We start from the raw sequence: 15,564 nt of genomic DNA, 5'->3' as shown, positions 1-15,564 counted from the left end.
AAGCGTGAATGGGTGGCTCGTACTGGCAATCGTGGCTCTGGCGACCGCCGCGATCTGGATCGCACAGCGCTTCGGCTGGATCGATCTCTCCAACAAAAACCAGAACAGCGGGCCGCGCGGCGGCGTGATGGGCGTGGGCGACGAGGTCTTCAACCCCACCAGGCACGAGGCCCAGGTCGAGCTCGACCGGCAGACGGTTCTGCCCGCGCCGGCTCCGATCGCCGGCGACGGCGACAAGGGCGTGTACGGCGGCAGGGTCGAGATCGACCTCGGCGAGCACGCTGCGCAGCCGGCCGCGCGCAGGTCGCCGCGCCACTAGCGCCGCCCGGCGTGGTGTCTGCGCGATCCTGGGACGTCTGCGCCCGCGCGCCGTGCCGCACACGTCCCGAAATTGCGCAGACACCGCCCGGCGGCGCGAGCTGTAGCGCGGGTACCGCACTGGCGCGCAAGGGGCGAGCCGGCGTGCGCGCACTCGCGGGACGTGCGCGCACAGGCGCCAGTCAGCGCACGTCCCGTCGTTGCGCGCCGGCCGCGCCGGCCACGGCCTACGCGCCCAGCGAGGCCAGCTCGCGCGACTCGTAGCCCAGCGCCTCGGCCACCTCGGCGTTGTAGAGCGCGCCCTCGTGACTCGACAGGCCCTTGGCGAGCGCCGCGTTCGCGCTGATCGCCCCGAGCCATCCCTTGTCGGCGATCTGCAGCACGTAGGGCAGGGTCGCGTTCGTGAGCGCCTGCGTCGAGGTCTGGGCGACCGCGCCCGGCATGTTCGCGACGCAGTAGTACGTGCTGTTGTGCACCGCGAAGGTGGGGTCGTCGTGCGTCGTCGCGCGGCTGCCCTCGAAGCATCCGCGCTGGTCGATCGCGATGTCGACCAGCACGCTGCCGGGCTTCATCGCGGCGACCATCTCGTCGGTCACGAGCTTGGGGGCGGCCGCGCCGGGGATCAGCACCGACCCGATCACGAGGTCGGCGTCACGTAGCAGCTGGGCGATCGCGTAGTTCGTCGAGACCGCGGTCTTCAGGCCGGTGTACTGGGCCTCGAGCTGGCGCAGGCGCGGGATCGACAGGTCGACGACGGTGACCTCGGCGCCCATGCCGAGCGCATTGGCCGCGGCGTGCTCGCCGGCGACGCCGCCGCCGATCACCACCACTTTGGCCTTCGCCGTTCCGGGCACGCCGCCCATCAGGATGCCGCCGCCGCCGTTCGGGCTCATCAGCTGGGTCGCGCCGACCTGCGCGGCGAGGCGGCCCGCCACCTCGCTCATGGGGGAGAGCAGCGGCAGCGAGCGGTCGGGCAGCTGCACCGTCTCGTAGGCGATCGCGGTCGTGCCGGCCGCCAGCAGCGCGTCGGTGCACGGGCGCGAGGCGGCGAGGTGCAGGTACGTGAACAGCACCTGTCCCTCGCGCATGAGCGGGTACTCGGCCCCGATCGGCTCTTTCACCTTGAGCAGCAGGTCGCCCGCCGCCCAGACCTCGGCGGCCGTCTCGAGCAGGGTCGCCCCCGCCTCGACGTACATCTCGTCGGGGATGTGCGCGCCCACGCCGGCGCCCCGCTGGATGACGACCTCGTGGCCGCGACGCACGAGCTCGTGCACGCCGGCGGGGGTGAGGGCGACGCGGTTCTCGTTGTTCTTGATTTCGGTGGGGACTCCGACGCGCATGGGCTTTCCGATCTCTGAGGTGTGCAGACGAGTTTCCGGCCAATTCGTTTCCATTGGGTTTCGCGCGCATATAATTCTGCAGATGAGCCAAAGGTCAGTCGAAAATTCTGATTCGGATGTCACGCTAACCCCGGGGCGGGAGAATCTTCGCCGATACGAGCCGCTCGACGACATCGACCTCACCCTCGTGCGCCTGTTGCGCGACGACGCGCGCAGCTCGAACGCGCGACTGGCCGAGGAGGCGGGTATCGCGCCGTCGACGAGCCTCACCCGCGTGCGGGCGCTCATCGAGCGCGGTGTCGTGCGCGGCTTCCACGCCGACCTCGACCCGCGCGCGCTCGGCCTCGGCCTCGAGGCGCTCATCAGCGTGAACATCCGGGTCGGAGCGCGCAAGGCGATCTCGACCTTCTCCGACGAGATGCGGCGGCTGCCCGAGGTGGTGCAGGTGTTCTTCCTCGGCGGCGCGGAAGACTTCATCATCCACGTGGCCACGCGGGATACCGACCACGCGCGTCAGTTCGTGGTCGACAACCTCTCGGCGCATCCGTCGGTCGCCTCGACGCGCACCAGCCTCGTCTTCGAGCACCACACCCCGGGCCTCAGCACGCCCGCGGATTGAGCCCGCATGCGGATTGAGCCCGTCGAAATCGGCGGAGCGATAATTTACCCGCTCGAAACAGATTGCGTTACCGGATGAAACCCGCGGGATTTATTTTGGTCGCATGTCCAATAAAGAGGCTGTTCTCGATCTAGGTGCCGTCGACCCCACCGCCAAGGTGGTGGTCCCGCTGCTCTCGGTGCGCGATCTGACGGTGACGTTCCGAACGCGCGCCGGGGAGTTCACGGCGGTGCGGAATGCGTCCTTCGATCTGCACGCCGGCCGCACCCTCGCGATCGTCGGCGAATCGGGCTCGGGGAAGTCCACCTTGGCGGCATCGATAAACCGACTCCTCGCCTCCAACGCGACCGTTGCGAGCGGCGAGGTGATCTTCGAGGGCGTCGATCTCACCACGGTGGGCGATCGTCAGATCCGCGCGATCCGGGGCGCCGGCATCGGTCTGGTGCCGCAAGATCCAATGTCGAATCTCGACCCGGTGCTGCGCATCGGCCGCCAGATCACCGAGGTGCTCGAGACCCACGGATTCGCCACGGGCAAGGCCGCCGTCGCGCGTGCGATCGAGCTGCTCGAGATGGTCGGCATTCCCGAGCCCGAGCGCCGCTTCCGTCAGTTCCCGCACGAGTTCAGCGGCGGCATGCGACAGCGGGTGCTCATCGCGATGGGTCTCGCCTGCGAACCGCGGCTGCTCATCGCAGACGAGCCGACCTCGGCCCTCGACGTCACCGTGCAGCGCCAGGTGCTGGATCAGCTCGCCGCCCTCACGACCCGCATGGGCACCTCGGTCATCATGATCACGCACGACCTCGGACTGGCGGCAGAGCGCGCCGACGACGTTCTCGTGATGTTCCGTGGTGACATCGTCGAGCACGGGCCTGCCCGCCAGATTCTCGAGAATCCGCGCCACGAATACACCCGTCGTCTGATCGACGCGGCACCGAGTCTGACCAGCCACCGGCCCACCGAACGAGCCCGCCACTCGAGCGCGGTCGGCGATGTGATCACCGTCACCAACCTCACCAAGGAATACCGCGTGCGCGACACGGCGTGGGGTGCCAAACGCGGCTTCCTCGCCGTCGACGACTCCACGTTCAGCATCCCGCGAGGGCATACCGTCGCGATCGTCGGCGAGAGCGGCTCGGGAAAATCGACGACCGCACGGCTCGTGCTCGGACTCGAAAAGCCGACGTCCGGAACTATCGACCACGCAGGCACCGACATTTCGACGATGACCCGCGCGCAGCACTTCGCCTTCACACGTAAGGTGCAGCCGGTATTCCAGAACCCGTTCGCCTCGCTCGATCCGCTCTACACCGTGGGATCGACGATCGGTGAGCCTCTCCTCGTTCACCGAATCGGTTCACGCGCGGAACAGCGCGCCCGGGTGCGCGAGCTTGCCGATCAGGTTGCCCTCCCAGAGAACCTTCTCGACCGCCACCCGCACGAACTCTCCGGAGGGCAACGCCAGCGCGTCGCGATCGCGCGCGCACTCGCGCTTCATCCCGAACTCATCGTGCTCGACGAGGCCGTGTCGGCCCTCGACGTGCTCGTGCAGGCCCAGATCCTGGATCTGCTCACCCGCCTGCAGGACGAGATGGGTCTCAGTTACCTCTTCATCAGCCACGATCTCGCGGTCGTGCGTCAGGTGAGCGATTTCGTACACGTAATGCGCCGCGGCCAGATCGTCGAGAGCGGCACGCCCGAGCAGATCTTCGAGTCGGCGCAGCACGAGTACACCCGCCAGCTGCTTGCGGCGATTCCGAACCCCGCGGGCTGAGCCCCTCCCGGCATTGCCGTGGTCGAGTCTCGACCATAATTGCGGGATGACCGAAACGAAGACCCCCGCCCGCATTCCGAGCCGCTACTTCTGGCTCGTGCTGCTCATCGCCGGCGTCGTGATCGTGGCGGATCAGGCGAGCAAGTGGTGGGCCGAAAGCGAGCTCGGCGACGGTGAGGTCATTCCGGTGATCGGTGACCTCATCCGGTTCCAGCTCGTCTACAACCCGGGTGCCGCCTTCTCTATCGGCGAGGGCTTCACCTGGATCTTCACGATCCTCGCCGCCGCGGCCGTGGTCTTCATCGTCTGGTACGCCCGCCGCGCCGGCTCGCCCGGCCTCACGGTTACGCTGGGGCTGTTGCTGGGCGGTGCGGCGACCCATCTCGGCGACCGACTCTTCCGCGACCCCGCCTTCGCCCGCGGACACGTCGTCGACTTCATCGCCTACGGAAACCTGTTCATCGGCAATCTCGCCGACATAGCGATCTTCGCTGGCGCGGTCATGCTGGTCGTGCTTACGGTGACGGGCGCGCGTGCCGAAGAGCGCGCCGGCGTCGAAGACGAAGGCTAGCGCCGACCCTTCACGTCGAACGCGTCACGAAGTCCGTCGCCGAGGAAGTTCATCGCGAGCGTCACGCTGACCATCGCGAGTCCGGGCGCCGCCGCGATCCACGGCTGGTAGAAGTTCTTCGCGCCGTCGGTGATCATGGCGCCCCATTCCGGCGACGGCGGCAGCGCGCCGAGGCCGAGGAAGCTGAGGGAAGCCACGAGCAGGATGATCTGTCCGAGGTCCATGGTGGCGTTCACCATGATCGGCGTCGCCGAGTGGGGCAGGATGTGCCTGCCCAGGGTGCGCCAGCGTCCTGACCCGATCGCCGTCGCGGCCTCGACGTGTTCGCGCTGCTTGATCGACAGCACCTGCCCGCGGGTGAGTCGGGCGTAGATCGGCCACCACACGGCGACGATCGCGACGAGGGCGTTCTGCAGACCCGGCCCGAGAGCCGCCGCGACCGCCATCGCCAGCAGGATCGCCGGGAACGCCATGGTGATATCCGCGAGACGCATGATCGTGGCATCCACCCAGCCGCCGAAGAATCCAGCGATGGCCCCGAGAGCGCATCCGATGGCGACCGCCCCGATGATCGCCGCGACGGCGATCGGCAGTGATTCTCGAGCCCCGTAGAGCGTGCGGCTGAACACGTCGCGCCCTAGGGAGTCGGTGCCGAGCAGGTGCTCGCCGTTCGGGGGAGAAAGCCGGGTTCCGGATGCTGCGAGCGGATCGAATGGCGCGATCCACTGCACCCCGACCAGCACGACGACCCACAGCCCGAGGATCACGTAGGCGAAGAGCATCTGCGGCCGCAGCCACGCCGAGGCACGCATCTGGGAGGTGCGGGTAGGAACAGGGGCGGGTGCCTGCAGGACGGTCATGTCAGTCTCACTCTCGGGTCGACGACGGCGTAGGTGACGTCGGTCACCAGGTTGGCGAGCAGGAAGACCGCGCCGCCGAGCAGACTCACGCCGTTGATTGCGGGGTAGTCGAGCGCGCGCGTGGCTTCGACGGCGTAGGAGCCGATGCCGTTCCAGGAGAAGATCGTCTCCACCAGAACGGCACTCATCAGCAGGGCGCCGAATGCGAAACCGAGCACGGTCACCACCGGCGTGAGTGAGTTTCGCAGTACGTGGTGCCTCAGCAGTTGCCCTTCGCTGACGCCCTTCGCCCGAACGGTGCGCACATAGTCGGCACCGAGCTCGTCGAGCATCGAGGCCCGCACGAGACGGCTGATCGTACCCATCAGGCCCCAGCCCATGATGAACGCGGGAAGCAGCAGGTGGGTGAAGGCATCCCAGAACAGCGCCGGGTTGCCGGCGAGAAGCGAATCGACAGTGTAGAAGCCCGTGACCTGTTCGGGCGGGATGACGCGAGCCGAGAGGCGTCCTGGCCCGGGGGCGATGCCGAGCTGCGCATAGAAGACGAAGAGGAAGAGAAGTCCCGTCCAGAAGATCGGTAGCGACGAGCCGACGAGCGCGAACAGGCGGCTGAGCTGGTCGGGCAGCCGGTCCTTGCGGGCGGCCGAGATGACGCCGAGCAGGATGCCGCCCACCGCGCCGATGACGAGCGCGACGACCGCGAGCTCGAGGGTCGCGGGAAGGCGGTCGGCCAAGTCGCTGAGAACGGGTGACTTGGTAACGAACGACGTGCCGAGATCGCCGGTGAACAGGTTGCCGATGTAGTTGAAGTACTGAACGATGATCGGCTGGTCGAGGCCCCACTTTTTCTCGGCCGCGGCGACGATCACCTCGTTGCCGAGGTTGCGCTGGCCGACGATCGACGCGATCGGGTTGGCCGGAAGCAAGCGGGAGATGACGAAGGCTATCGTGACCACTCCGAGCAGGAGCAGCGGCATGATCGCTATGCGTTTGAGCAGAAAGCGGGGCATTGTTACCTCAATCCGGGGTGGGCCGACTCAGCGGCTCACCCCGTATTCGTGGTCGGGACTACTTGACGCCGAGGGTCGATAGGTCGAGGTTGCAGCACGGGCTGTACGCGACGCCCGTGATGTCGCTCGCGTGGGCGAGTACGAGCTGCGGATTGACGATCGGCAGGATGATGAGATCGCCGGCCATCTGCTTGCCCAGCTCCGTGTAGGTGGCGGTTCGGTCGGCGCCGCTCTCGGTGAGCGCTTTGGCGAGCGAGTCGACCTCGGCCTGGTTGACGACGGGGCCGTCGACGCTGGCGCTGAGGCTCCACGGGCTCGACGGCATCATGCCGAAGTACGAGGCGTACTGGCTCGAGTCGGTGTGGTCGGGCGCGAAGTAGACCGCGGTGATGGGTGTTCCCTCGCCCGCGATCAGCTCGGCCCACTGGGTGTACTCCATCGGCTGCAGCTCGAGCGTGATGCCCACATCCACGAGGTCCTGCTGGATGCTCTGCATCATTACGTCGAAGTCGACGCCGTAGACGGAGAACTTCGGGTAGGCGGAGGCGATCGTGAAGCCGTCGGGAACGCCGGCCTCGGCAAGCAGGGACTTCGCCTTGTCGACGTCGTAGCTGGGGAGCACCTGGCCTTCGCTGCCCTCGAAGCCGTTGGGGATCGGCGAACCCTGCGTCTTGCCCCTTACCGGCGACGGTGGTCTCGATGACCTTGTCGTAGTTGATGGCGTACTTGATCGCCTCGCGTACCTTCGGGTCGTCGAGTACCTCGCCGCCTGCCGCACCGGGAGCGAACTCGAGGTACGTGTAGTTGAACGAGTCGACGAGCTGTGCGGTGACATCGCCGCTGCCCTCGAGCTGCGCGATCGCGTCGGGCGAGATCTGCATGGCGATGTCGACATCGCCCTGCTGCAACTGCTGCAGCTGCGAGCTGGAGTCGGCGACCTCGTTGATGAGAACCGAGGGGAAGGTGGCTGCCGTTCCCCAGAACTCGTCGTTGCGGGTGAGGTCGACAGACTGCCCAGCGTCGTAGCCCCCCAGAGTGTATGGACCGCTGCCCGCCGAGTTCTGAGCGAACCATTCCTCCGAGGTATCTGTGGTGGCGGCATCCGCTGCGGCACTTGCGCCGTTCTCGGCAGCCACTTCTTCGTTCACGACGCCGGTATACGGCGCAGCGACGATGGCGAGGAACGCGGAGTTCGGGGCGCTGAACGTGACCGTGACGGTCTGAGCGTCAGGGGTCTCGACGCTCGCGAGCCCGGCCATGAGGAACGAGGCGGGGCCCTGCAGGTTCATCAAGCGTTCGAAGGTGAACTTCACGTCGCTCGATTCGACGGGCGAGCCGTCGGAGAACACGGCGTCGGGGTCGAGCGTGAAGGTGAACGACGTGAAGTCGTCGTTGTTGCTCCACTCGGTGGCCAGGCGCGGCAGGATCGTGCTCGGGTCGTCGGGATCGACGGTGACGAGCGTCTCGTAGAGCGCGCTGAACACGATCTGGCAGGTGTCGCAGTAGCCTCGCTGCGGGTCGAGGGTGCTCACGTCCATTGCGCGGGCGATCACGAGTTGGCGGTCGGCGCCGCCCGAGGTGGCGAGGCCGGCCGACGAGCAGCCGGTGAGCGCGGTCGTGGCGAGCGCGAGGGTGGCGATGGCTGCTTTCCAGCCACCGGATCGGGTACGTCGATCAGACATCAGATCTCCTTGGTGGGGGGTGGTGGTGCGGTGGGGAAGGGCAGTTACAGGGGGAAGAGCGAGCGGGTCTCAGCGAAGGCGTCGTCGGTGCGCTCGAGCGCGTCGCGGATGTCGTCGTCGGTATGCGCCGCTGAGAGGAACATGTTGTGCCAGGGGTGCAGGATGACGCCCCTCCTGATGGCGGCGTCGGTAAACGCGAAGACCGTACTGAGCTCGGCGTCGTCCTCGAATCGGAGAAAGGGCATCGTGACCGGTCCGGTCTGCACCACGGTGAATCCGTGTGCCTCGGCCTGTGTCTGGATCCCGGTGCGGAACGCGTCGCCGGCGCTCGTCATCGCGGCGATGCCCCCGTTGGTGAGGATGCCGAGGGTGGCGACCGCGGCCGCCATCGAGACGCCGCCCATCCAGAACGACCCGGTTACGTAGATCTCAGAGGCGGCCTGCTTGAACGCGTCGATTCCGACCACGGCGGCGAGGGCGTAGCCGTTGGCTATTCCCTTGCTGAATGCGGTGAGGTCGGGGCGCACGCCGTACTGCTCCCAGGCGCCGGCGGCATCGATGCGGAACCCGGTGCGCACCTCGTCGAGGATGAGCGCGGAGCCGATGCGTGTGGCGATGGCGCGCACGCCGACGGCGAACTCGGGCGTCGCGTACTCCTGATCGGTGAGCCCATCGTGGCGGAACGGGGTGACGATGATCGCGGCTACGTCTCCGCCGGCCTCGGCGACGGCGGTCTCGACCGATGCAATGTCGTTGTAGTCGAACTCGATGATGTTGGCACGGTCGGCTGCCGTGACGCCCGCGGGCGCCGGCGTGAACCAGGCGTTGGCCCCGTGGTAGGACTTGCGGGCCTTGAGCAGCTTCGTCTTGCCGGTGGCCGCGCGTGCCGTGACCACGGCGATGGACGTGGCATCCGTGCCGTTCTTGGCGAACATGGCCCATTCGGCGTGAGCCACCGTTTCGACCAGAAGCTCGGCGAGTGCCACAAAGTGGGAGGTCGGCCCCGAGAGCGCATCGCCGAGCACCTGCTGTTCGCGGGCGGCCGCGTCGATCACCGGATTCGCGTAACCGGCGATCATCGGGCCGAACGCGCACATGAAGTCGATGTACTCATTGCCGTCGACATCGTGAACCCGTGCGCCGGAACCGCGCGAGTAGAACTGCGGGTAGCTCGGCGGCATCTGGCGCATCACGCTCATGTGCCCGTAGACGCCGCCGGGAACGACCGCGGAGGCGCGCTCACGCAGGGCGGCGTCGGCGAGCAACTGGCGTTGCGGAGTGCTGATAGTCATCGCGATTCCTTCGTGTACGAGATCCGTGCGGGGCACGGGGGAGCATGTACACAGTTTTTCGGACGCGTGTTCAAGATAAATATCGGGAACGTTTCAATCAGGTAAATTAAGTCGAGCGTCCAAAATAGTTGGGAACACTCACTTCTCTCAGGAAGAGGCAATAGCCATGCCCAAGATCGTCGATCACGAACAGCGTCGTCGTGAGATTCTCGAGGCGACCTGGCGGGTAATCGCACAACAGGGCATCGAGGCGGCGACCATCCGCGAGATCGCGCGAGAAGCCGGGTTCTCAAACGGGGTTCTGTCGCACTACTTCAGCAACAAAGAAGACATCCTGATCTCGGCGCACAAGCTCGCTTTCCAGCGGGTCTTCGATCGCGCGGCCGTCGCGAACGAGGGGGCCACCGGCATGGCCGCAGTGCGCACTGCCCTCTACGAAGCCCTGCCGTTCGACGAGGTGCGTCGCATCGAGGCCGTCCTCGACGTCAGTTTCTGGTCGCAGGCGCTCGTCAACGATCGCCTCAACGCCGTGCGCCGCGATTCGATCGTGGGCGGGCGCGAATGGTGGGTCGGGATGCTCCAATCGGGGCGTGAACGTGGGGAGCTGGTTTCGTCCGTCAGCAACGACGTGCTCGCCGATGAGATCCAGGCCCTCATCGACGGCATCTCGGTGCAGGCCGTGATGTATCCCGACGACATGGTTCCCGAGCGTCAGCGCGCAATCGCCGACGCGTTCCTCGAGCGCATCTCGGTCTAGCTCGCGGCGCTGGTCTTTGCGCCGCGCCCGCATTCTGTGGTACCAATTCTTTTTAGAACCAGCGTTCAATAAAGAGAGTAGGAACCGTGTCCGTACACACCGGTCTGGCCGAGCGCATCGGAATGCCGCAGCTCGGCCTCGGCGTCTTCGATATGGACGACGAGACCACCGCGACCACCGTCGCGACCGCGATTGAGGCCGGCTACCGTTTGATCGACACAGCCCACATCTACGGCAATGAGAGAGGGGTGGGGGAGGGCATTCGCCGTTCGGGTATCGACCGCACAGAACTCTTCGTCACCACGAAGCTCTGGATCGCCGACCATGAGAGGGCGGTGACGGCGGCGCAGGCCTCGCTCGACGCGCTAGGTCTCGACTACCTCGACCTCTATCTAGTCCACTGGCCTTACAGCCTCGGCGGCTTCCATCGCGAAGCCTGGCAGGGGCTCGAGGCAGCACAGCAGGGCGGGTTGACCCGACACATCGGAGTCTCCAACTTCTCGCCGACACAGCTCGATGATCTCATCGCGCTCGGCGGAGCGATTCCGGCCGTCAACCAGATCGAGTTGCACCCCTTCAACATCCGCGAGAGCGAGCGGGCGAACCACGACCGTCTGGGCATCATCACCGAGTCGTGGTCTCCGCTCGCTCGCGGCGGGGTGTTCGACTCCCCGGCGATCGCGGCCATCGCCGAGGCGCACGGGGTGAGCGTCGCGCGAATCGTGTTGCGTTGGCACGTGCAGCACGGTCTCGTGACCGTTCCGAAGAGCGCGAACCCGGCCCGGCTGGCCGAGAACCTCCGGGTCTTCGACTTCGAGCTGACGGATCGGGAAATGATACTGCTCGACGGGCTCGACCGCGGTGAGAACATCGAGCCCGACTATTACAAGCTCGCCTGACGTGACCACGGGCACTCTCGCCGGCCATGCTGGGGACCGCCTCGCGACCGGTGCGACGGCGACCCAGACGCCTAGGCGCTCTCCCGCACGACCATCCGCGTCGGCATGATCGTCACCGGGCCGGGCTCCTCGCCGCGCAGCAGGCCGACGAGCATGTGCGCCATCGCCTCGCCCATCTCGACCGAGGGCTGGAAGACGGTGGTCAGGTCTACCTCGCCGCCGATCGCCGCCGGGCTGTCGTCGAAGCCCACGACCGCGACGTCGCTCGGGATCGCCCGCCCGCGCTCGCGCAGCACCGACACCGCGCCGGTGGCCATGAGGTCGCTCGCCACGAACACGGCGTCGAGGCCCGGCGCCCGGTCGAGCAGCGCGCGCATGCAGCGCGCCCCGCTCGCCATCGAGAAGTCGCCCCGGGCGACCAGGTCGGTGCGCAGCCCGGCGCGGTCCATCGCCCGCTGCCAGCCCGCCTCGCGGTCGATACCGGCGGGCATATCGCTCGAGCCGGTGATCGTCGCGATGCGCTGACGCCCCTGATCGATCAGATAGCGGGTGCCCATCTCGGCGGCGGCCACGTTGTCGACATCGACGTAGTAGCTCGGCTGCTCGTCCGGGTGCAGCGGACGCCCGCCGAAGACCACGGGCAGGCTGTGGCTGAGGCTCGCGAGAAAGTGATTGCCCGAGTGGTGCGACACCACGATCGCCCCGTCGACGTTGCCGCCGAGCAGGTAGCGCACGGTCTTCTCCGAGGGTGCTCCCGGACTCGCGAACTGCAGGTTGAGCACGTAGTCGCTCGGCTGCAGCGCGCTCGCGATCCCATCGACGATCGACGCGAAGTACGGGTCGCCGAAGAACCGGGTGGTCTCCTCGGGCACGACGAGCGCGATCGCCATGGTCTGGCGGTTGGCCAGCGATCGTGCCACCCGGTTGGGCACGTAGCGCAGTTCGTCGATCGCCCGCGTGACGTTCTCGAGTACTTCGGCGCTCACCCGGGTGGATCCGTTGACGACGCGCGAGACCGTCGACCGCGAGACGCCCGCCGCGGCGGCCACTTCTTCGAGTGTCGGCGGGAGTCGTCGCGACGGGGAGCTGCTCATAACCCCACGCTACAGCGCGCGGTTTGCGATGATGCGCTGGTACTCGAGGGCGCTGTCCTTGAGCGTGCGCTGTTGCGTCTCGTAGTCGACCCGTACGATGCCGAAACGCTTGTGATAGCCCCAGGCCCACTCGTAGTTGTCCATCAGCGACCAGTAGAAGTAGCCGTAGACGTTCACGCCCTCGGCGATCGCGTCCTGGATCGCGCTCAAATGGACGCGCAAGAACTCCGCCCGCTCCGCGTCGTGAACGGCGCCATCCGGTGCCACCACATCGTCGAAGGCCGCACCGTTCTCGGTGACGTAGAGCTTGACGGCGGTGCCCGTGTACTCGTCGTTGATGCGGCGCAGCAGGCGGGTCAGCCCCTCGGGCTGCACCTCCCAGTTCATCGCGGTGAGTGGCAGGTCGCGCAGCTTCCAGTAGATGCCCTCGGGTGCGGGGAAGGGCGATCGCTTCGGGCGCTCCGACGGCGCGGCGGTCGACATCTCCAGCTCGACGGGATGAACCGTGAGCGCCTCGCCGTGATAGTAGTTGACGCCGAGGGCATCGATCGGGGTCGAGATGATGTCGAGGTCGCCGGGCTCGATGTACTTCTCGAGCCCGAGGCCCGCGAGGTCGTCGAGAACGTCGGCCGGGTACTCGCCGCGGAAGATCGGGTCGAGGAAGAACCGGTTGAACTGGCCGTCGATGCGGCGGGCGGCATCGACGTCGCCCTCGTCGGTCGGGTCCACGGGGTCGGCCACGGTCAGGTTCAGCGTGATTCCGAGGCCGAGCGTCGGGTCGAGCGCGCGCAGTTCGCGCACCGCGAGCCCGTGCGCGAGCAGCAGGTGGTGGCCGGCGGCGAGGCCGGCCTCGGTGTCCTGGCGGCCCGGCGCGTGCTCGCCGCCGATGTAGCTGAGGAACGACGAGCACCACGGCTCATTGAGCGTGGTGAAGTTCTGCACCCGGTCGCCGAGGGCCGCGTGCACGTCGACCGCATACTCGGCGAAGCGCAGCGCGGTGTCGCGGTTCGCCCAGCCGCCTTTCTCCTCGAGGGCCTGCGGCAGGTCCCAGTGGTAGAGCGTGAGCCAGGGCTTGATGTTCTTCTCGAGCAGGGAGTCGACGAGTCGCGAATAGAAATCGAGGCCCTTCGGGTTGACGGGGCCGCCATCGGGCCGGATGCGCGACCACGATGTCGAGAAACGGTACGTCTGCAGGCCCAGGTCGGCCATCATCGCCACGTCGCTCTCGTAGCGGTGGTAGTGGTCGCAGGCCACCTCGCCGTCGTGCCCGTCGACGACGGCGCCCGGCACGCGGGCGAAGGCGTCCCAGATGGAGTCGGTGCGTCCGTCTTCGTGCGCTGCGCCCTCGATCTGGTACGCGGCGGTCGCCACCCCGAAGAGGAAGTCGCTGGGGAACGCGCGCTTGTCGGTCGGTTGGGGCACCGGCGCGGGGCGCGTGGTGTCGATGAGTCCGGTCATCCCTTGATCGCTCCTTGCATAATTCCCGAGACGAGCTGCCTGCCCGCTACCGCGAACAGGATCAGCAGCGGGATGGTGGAGAGCAAAACGCCGGCGAGAACGATGGAGTAGTCGACGAAGTAGTTGCTCTGCAGCAGCGACAACGCCACGGGAAGAGTGGGGTTGTTGCTGTCCAGAATAATGAACGGCCAGAAGAAATTCGTCCACGTCGCGACGAAAGTGAACAGCGCCAGCATGGCCGCCGCCGGTCGGGCGGCGGGCAGGCCCACGTGCCAGAACGTGCGGATCATCGACGCGCCGTCGACTCGGGCGGCCTCGATGAGCTCGTCGGGCAGCGCCTGGGTCAGGTACTGGGTCATCCAGAACACGCCGAACGCAGTGACGAGGGCGGGCAGAATCACCGCGAGGAGAGTGCCGCTGAGGTGCAGCCACTGCGACATCGCGATGAACAGCGGCACGATGCCGAGCTGGGTCGGCACGGCCATCGTCGCGATGATGAACATCAGCATCGGGCGGCTGCCCCTGAACCTGAGCTTGGCGAACGCGTAGCCCGCGAGCGTCGAGAACAGCACGACCGAGAACGACACTACGGTGGAAACGATGATGCTGTTGGTCAGCGCCCGCCAGAACCCGACGCTCGGATCATTCACCACGGCCGCTGCGTTCTTGAGGAAGTTGCCGCCGGGCAGCCAGTCGATGTTCTGCTTATTGATCGTGGACGAGTCACCGCTACCGATCAGGAGCGACCAGTAGAGGGGGAACAGCGCCAGAAGGATGACGATGACGAGGAACGCGTAGCCGAAGAGGCCCGGCTTGTTCGTGGCGGCGGATCTGGCTTTGCGGCGGGTGAACCAGCCGGGTGCGGTTGACGTGGTCATTTGCCGTTTCTCGATCCCGCGCTCGCGATAGCCCGCGTCGCCGCGAGGTTGATGAGCCCGACGATGATGATGATGATGAAGAGCAGCCACGCGGCTGCGGCGGCGTGGCCGAATTGGCCGCCGCCCGTTTGGCCGAAGCCCTGGTTGTAGATGAACATGGTGATCGTCAGCCACTGGGCGCTCGAACCGCCGGCACCGGTGGTGTCGTACATACGGGGCTCGTCGAAGATCTGCAGGCCACCGATCGTCGAGGTGATGATGACGAAGATCAGGGTGGGTCGCAGCGACGGGATCGTGATCGAGAAGAACTGGCGCACCTTGCTCGCGCCGTCGAGCATCGCGGCCTCGTAGTAGTCGCGCGGGATCGCCTGCATCGCGGCGAGGAAGATCAGGGCGTTGTAGCCGGTCCAGCGGAAGTTCACCATCGTGGCGATGGCGAGGTGGCTCGGCACGACTTGCGAGTGCCAGCCGACCGGGTCGAGACCGACGCTGCCGAGCACGTTGTTGATGAGTCCGTACTGGTCGCCGAACATGTTGCTGAAGATGAGCGCGACGGCGACGGGTGCGACCACGTAGGGCACGAGCACTCCCATGCGCCAGAAGGTCTTCGCGCGCAGGTTCTGGGCGAGCACCGCCGCGATGATGAGCGCGAGAATCACCTGCGGGATGGCCGAGAGCAGGAAGATGCTGAAACTGTTGCGCAGCGCGATCCAGAACTTCTCCTGGCCGAGCACCCACTCGAAGTTTCCGGCGCCGACGAAGTCGCCCTGGCCGCCGATGATGTGCCAGTCGAAGACCGCGACATAGGCCGTGTAGAGGATCGGGAAGAGCCCGGTGAGGGCGAACAGGATGAAGAAGGGGGAGACGTAGAGGTACGGGGAGAGTTTGAAGTCCCAGTAGCTCAGGCGGTTGCCGAACGCTATGCGTCTCACCCGCCGTTCGTCGGCCAGGGCTGTTGCGGTCATAGGAAGCGTGTCCTTGCGGGAGTCGAGAGGGGGAAACGGTGAAAGGG

15 protein-coding genes and 1 pseudogene are annotated in these 15,564 nt (G+C 66.8%); 6 read left to right on the top strand and 10 right to left on the bottom strand.

Going from position 1 to position 15,564, the window contains the following annotated elements; all coding sequences use genetic code 11:
• Window positions 1-4 precede the first annotated feature (4 nt).
• Entirely contained in the window at window positions 5-319 is a 315-nt protein-coding gene (locus ACLQ6X_RS02670; RefSeq protein ID WP_411698622.1) for a hypothetical protein, read from the top strand.
• 226 nt (window positions 320-545) lie between these two features.
• On the opposite strand, the gene ald is transcribed toward ACLQ6X_RS02670, so the two are convergent.
• Window positions 546-1,658: an alanine dehydrogenase gene (gene ald, locus ACLQ6X_RS02665; RefSeq protein ID WP_411698621.1), complete on the bottom strand. Its 1,113-nt coding sequence runs from the start codon at window positions 1,656-1,658 to the stop codon at window positions 546-548.
• Between the two features lie 82 nt (window positions 1,659-1,740).
• On the opposite strand from ald, the gene ACLQ6X_RS02660 reads away from it, so the two are divergent.
• From ACLQ6X_RS02660 to lspA, 3 genes are all read left to right on the top strand, one after another.
• Window positions 1,741-2,277: an Lrp/AsnC family transcriptional regulator gene (locus tag ACLQ6X_RS02660; RefSeq protein WP_411698620.1), complete on the top strand. Its 537-nt coding sequence runs from the start codon at window positions 1,741-1,743 to the stop codon at window positions 2,275-2,277.
• 103 nt (window positions 2,278-2,380) lie between these two features.
• Window positions 2,381-4,051, top strand: coding sequence for an ABC transporter ATP-binding protein (locus ACLQ6X_RS02655; protein ID WP_411698619.1), 1,671 nt, complete (start codon window positions 2,381-2,383; stop codon window positions 4,049-4,051).
• Between the two features lie 46 nt (window positions 4,052-4,097).
• On the top strand, window positions 4,098-4,622 hold the full coding sequence (lspA, locus tag ACLQ6X_RS02650) for a signal peptidase II (protein WP_411698618.1): 525 nt from the start codon (window positions 4,098-4,100) through the stop codon (window positions 4,620-4,622).
• Here the strand turns inward: lspA and ACLQ6X_RS02645 are convergent.
• The 5 genes and pseudogenes from ACLQ6X_RS02645 to ACLQ6X_RS02625 all read right to left on the bottom strand — a co-directional run bounded on the left by ACLQ6X_RS02645 (window position 4,619) and on the right by ACLQ6X_RS02625 (window position 9,466).
• Entirely contained in the window at window positions 4,619-5,482 is an 864-nt protein-coding gene (locus tag ACLQ6X_RS02645; protein ID WP_411698617.1) for an ABC transporter permease, read from the bottom strand. The two genes, lspA and ACLQ6X_RS02645, sit on opposite strands and share 4 nt — an antisense overlap.
• Window positions 5,479-6,492 carry an ABC transporter permease gene (locus ACLQ6X_RS02640; RefSeq protein ID WP_411698616.1) on the bottom strand — a complete coding sequence of 338 codons (1,014 nt, stop codon included), beginning with the start codon at window positions 6,490-6,492 and terminating at the stop codon, window positions 5,479-5,481. The genes ACLQ6X_RS02645 and ACLQ6X_RS02640 overlap by 4 nt, the downstream gene beginning before the upstream one ends.
• Before the next feature lie 58 nt (window positions 6,493-6,550).
• Complete coding sequence (locus ACLQ6X_RS02635) at window positions 6,551-7,327, bottom strand: ABC transporter substrate-binding protein (RefSeq protein WP_411698615.1); 777 nt, start codon at window positions 7,325-7,327, stop codon at window positions 6,551-6,553.
• Window positions 7,230-8,030: pseudogene (locus ACLQ6X_RS02630) on the bottom strand (ABC transporter substrate-binding protein); the annotation flags it as partial. The pseudogene ACLQ6X_RS02630 and the gene ACLQ6X_RS02635, both read right to left, overlap by 98 nt.
• Before the next feature lie 188 nt (window positions 8,031-8,218).
• Window positions 8,219-9,466 (bottom strand): aminotransferase class III-fold pyridoxal phosphate-dependent enzyme, encoded by a 1,248-nt coding sequence (locus tag ACLQ6X_RS02625; RefSeq protein ID WP_411698614.1) that lies wholly within the window; start codon window positions 9,464-9,466, stop codon window positions 8,219-8,221.
• Window positions 9,467-9,632: 166 nt separating this feature from the next.
• Here ACLQ6X_RS02625 and ACLQ6X_RS02620 point away from each other — a divergent pair, with 166 nt between their 5' ends.
• The gene (locus ACLQ6X_RS02620; RefSeq protein WP_411698613.1) at window positions 9,633-10,223 is read left to right on the top strand and encodes a TetR/AcrR family transcriptional regulator; all 591 of its coding nucleotides are present in this window, start codon (window positions 9,633-9,635) and stop codon (window positions 10,221-10,223) included.
• An 86-nt stretch (window positions 10,224-10,309) separates the two neighbouring features.
• Window positions 10,310-11,122 (top strand): aldo/keto reductase, encoded by an 813-nt coding sequence (locus ACLQ6X_RS02615; RefSeq protein WP_411698611.1) that lies wholly within the window; start codon window positions 10,310-10,312, stop codon window positions 11,120-11,122.
• 71 nt (window positions 11,123-11,193) lie between these two features.
• Here the strand turns inward: ACLQ6X_RS02615 and ACLQ6X_RS02610 are convergent, their stop codons facing one another.
• From ACLQ6X_RS02610 to ACLQ6X_RS02595, 4 genes are read right to left on the bottom strand one after another with little or no spacing between them, the layout of a single operon-like run.
• Window positions 11,194-12,216, bottom strand: a complete 1,023-nt coding sequence (locus tag ACLQ6X_RS02610) for a LacI family DNA-binding transcriptional regulator (RefSeq protein ID WP_411698610.1) — start codon at window positions 12,214-12,216, stop codon at window positions 11,194-11,196.
• Window positions 12,217-12,225: 9 nt separating this feature from the next.
• The gene (locus tag ACLQ6X_RS02605) at window positions 12,226-13,674 is read right to left on the bottom strand and encodes a GH1 family beta-glucosidase (RefSeq protein ID WP_411698609.1); all 1,449 of its coding nucleotides are present in this window, start codon (window positions 13,672-13,674) and stop codon (window positions 12,226-12,228) included.
• Entirely contained in the window at window positions 13,671-14,552 is an 882-nt protein-coding gene (locus ACLQ6X_RS02600) for a carbohydrate ABC transporter permease (RefSeq protein ID WP_411698608.1), read from the bottom strand. The genes ACLQ6X_RS02605 and ACLQ6X_RS02600 overlap by 4 nt, the downstream gene beginning before the upstream one ends.
• Window positions 14,549-15,517, bottom strand: coding sequence for a carbohydrate ABC transporter permease (locus ACLQ6X_RS02595; RefSeq protein WP_411698607.1), 969 nt, complete (start codon window positions 15,515-15,517; stop codon window positions 14,549-14,551). Before ACLQ6X_RS02595 ends, ACLQ6X_RS02600 begins: the two co-directional genes overlap by 4 nt.
• Window positions 15,518-15,564 lie beyond the last annotated feature (47 nt).

The sequence above is a fragment of the Conyzicola sp. genome, assembly GCF_046714715.1.
Classification (GTDB): domain Bacteria; phylum Actinomycetota; class Actinomycetes; order Actinomycetales; family Microbacteriaceae; genus Conyzicola.
Note: the sequence above shows the minus strand (reverse complement) of the source record. Positions and strands in the feature narration are given on the sequence as shown.

Excerpts from the sequence above, each read along its gene's own strand:
- ald (WP_411698621.1), bottom strand. The coding sequence starts at position 1,658 with ATGCGCGTCGGAGTCCCCACCGAAATCAAGAACAACGAGAACCGCGTC.
- ACLQ6X_RS02660 (WP_411698620.1), top strand. The coding sequence starts at position 1,741 with ATGAGCCAAAGGTCAGTCGAAAATTCTGATTCGGATGTCACGCTAACC.
- ACLQ6X_RS02655 (WP_411698619.1), top strand. The coding sequence starts at position 2,381 with ATGTCCAATAAAGAGGCTGTTCTCGATCTAGGTGCCGTCGACCCCACC.
- lspA (WP_411698618.1), top strand. The coding sequence starts at position 4,098 with ATGACCGAAACGAAGACCCCCGCCCGCATTCCGAGCCGCTACTTCTGG.
- ACLQ6X_RS02645 (WP_411698617.1), bottom strand. The coding sequence starts at position 5,482 with ATGACCGTCCTGCAGGCACCCGCCCCTGTTCCTACCCGCACCTCCCAG.
- ACLQ6X_RS02640 (WP_411698616.1), bottom strand. The coding sequence starts at position 6,492 with ATGCCCCGCTTTCTGCTCAAACGCATAGCGATCATGCCGCTGCTCCTG.
- ACLQ6X_RS02635 (WP_411698615.1), bottom strand. The coding sequence starts at position 7,327 with ATGTCACCGCACAGCTCGTCGACTCGTTCAACTACACGTACCTCGAGT.
- ACLQ6X_RS02625 (WP_411698614.1), bottom strand. The coding sequence starts at position 9,466 with ATGACTATCAGCACTCCGCAACGCCAGTTGCTCGCCGACGCCGCCCTG.
- ACLQ6X_RS02620 (WP_411698613.1), top strand. The coding sequence starts at position 9,633 with ATGCCCAAGATCGTCGATCACGAACAGCGTCGTCGTGAGATTCTCGAG.
- ACLQ6X_RS02610 (WP_411698610.1), bottom strand. The coding sequence starts at position 12,216 with ATGAGCAGCTCCCCGTCGCGACGACTCCCGCCGACACTCGAAGAAGTG.
- ACLQ6X_RS02605 (WP_411698609.1), bottom strand. The coding sequence starts at position 13,674 with ATGACCGGACTCATCGACACCACGCGCCCCGCGCCGGTGCCCCAACCG.
- ACLQ6X_RS02600 (WP_411698608.1), bottom strand. The coding sequence starts at position 14,552 with ATGACCACGTCAACCGCACCCGGCTGGTTCACCCGCCGCAAAGCCAGA.
- ACLQ6X_RS02595 (WP_411698607.1), bottom strand. The coding sequence starts at position 15,517 with ATGACCGCAACAGCCCTGGCCGACGAACGGCGGGTGAGACGCATAGCG.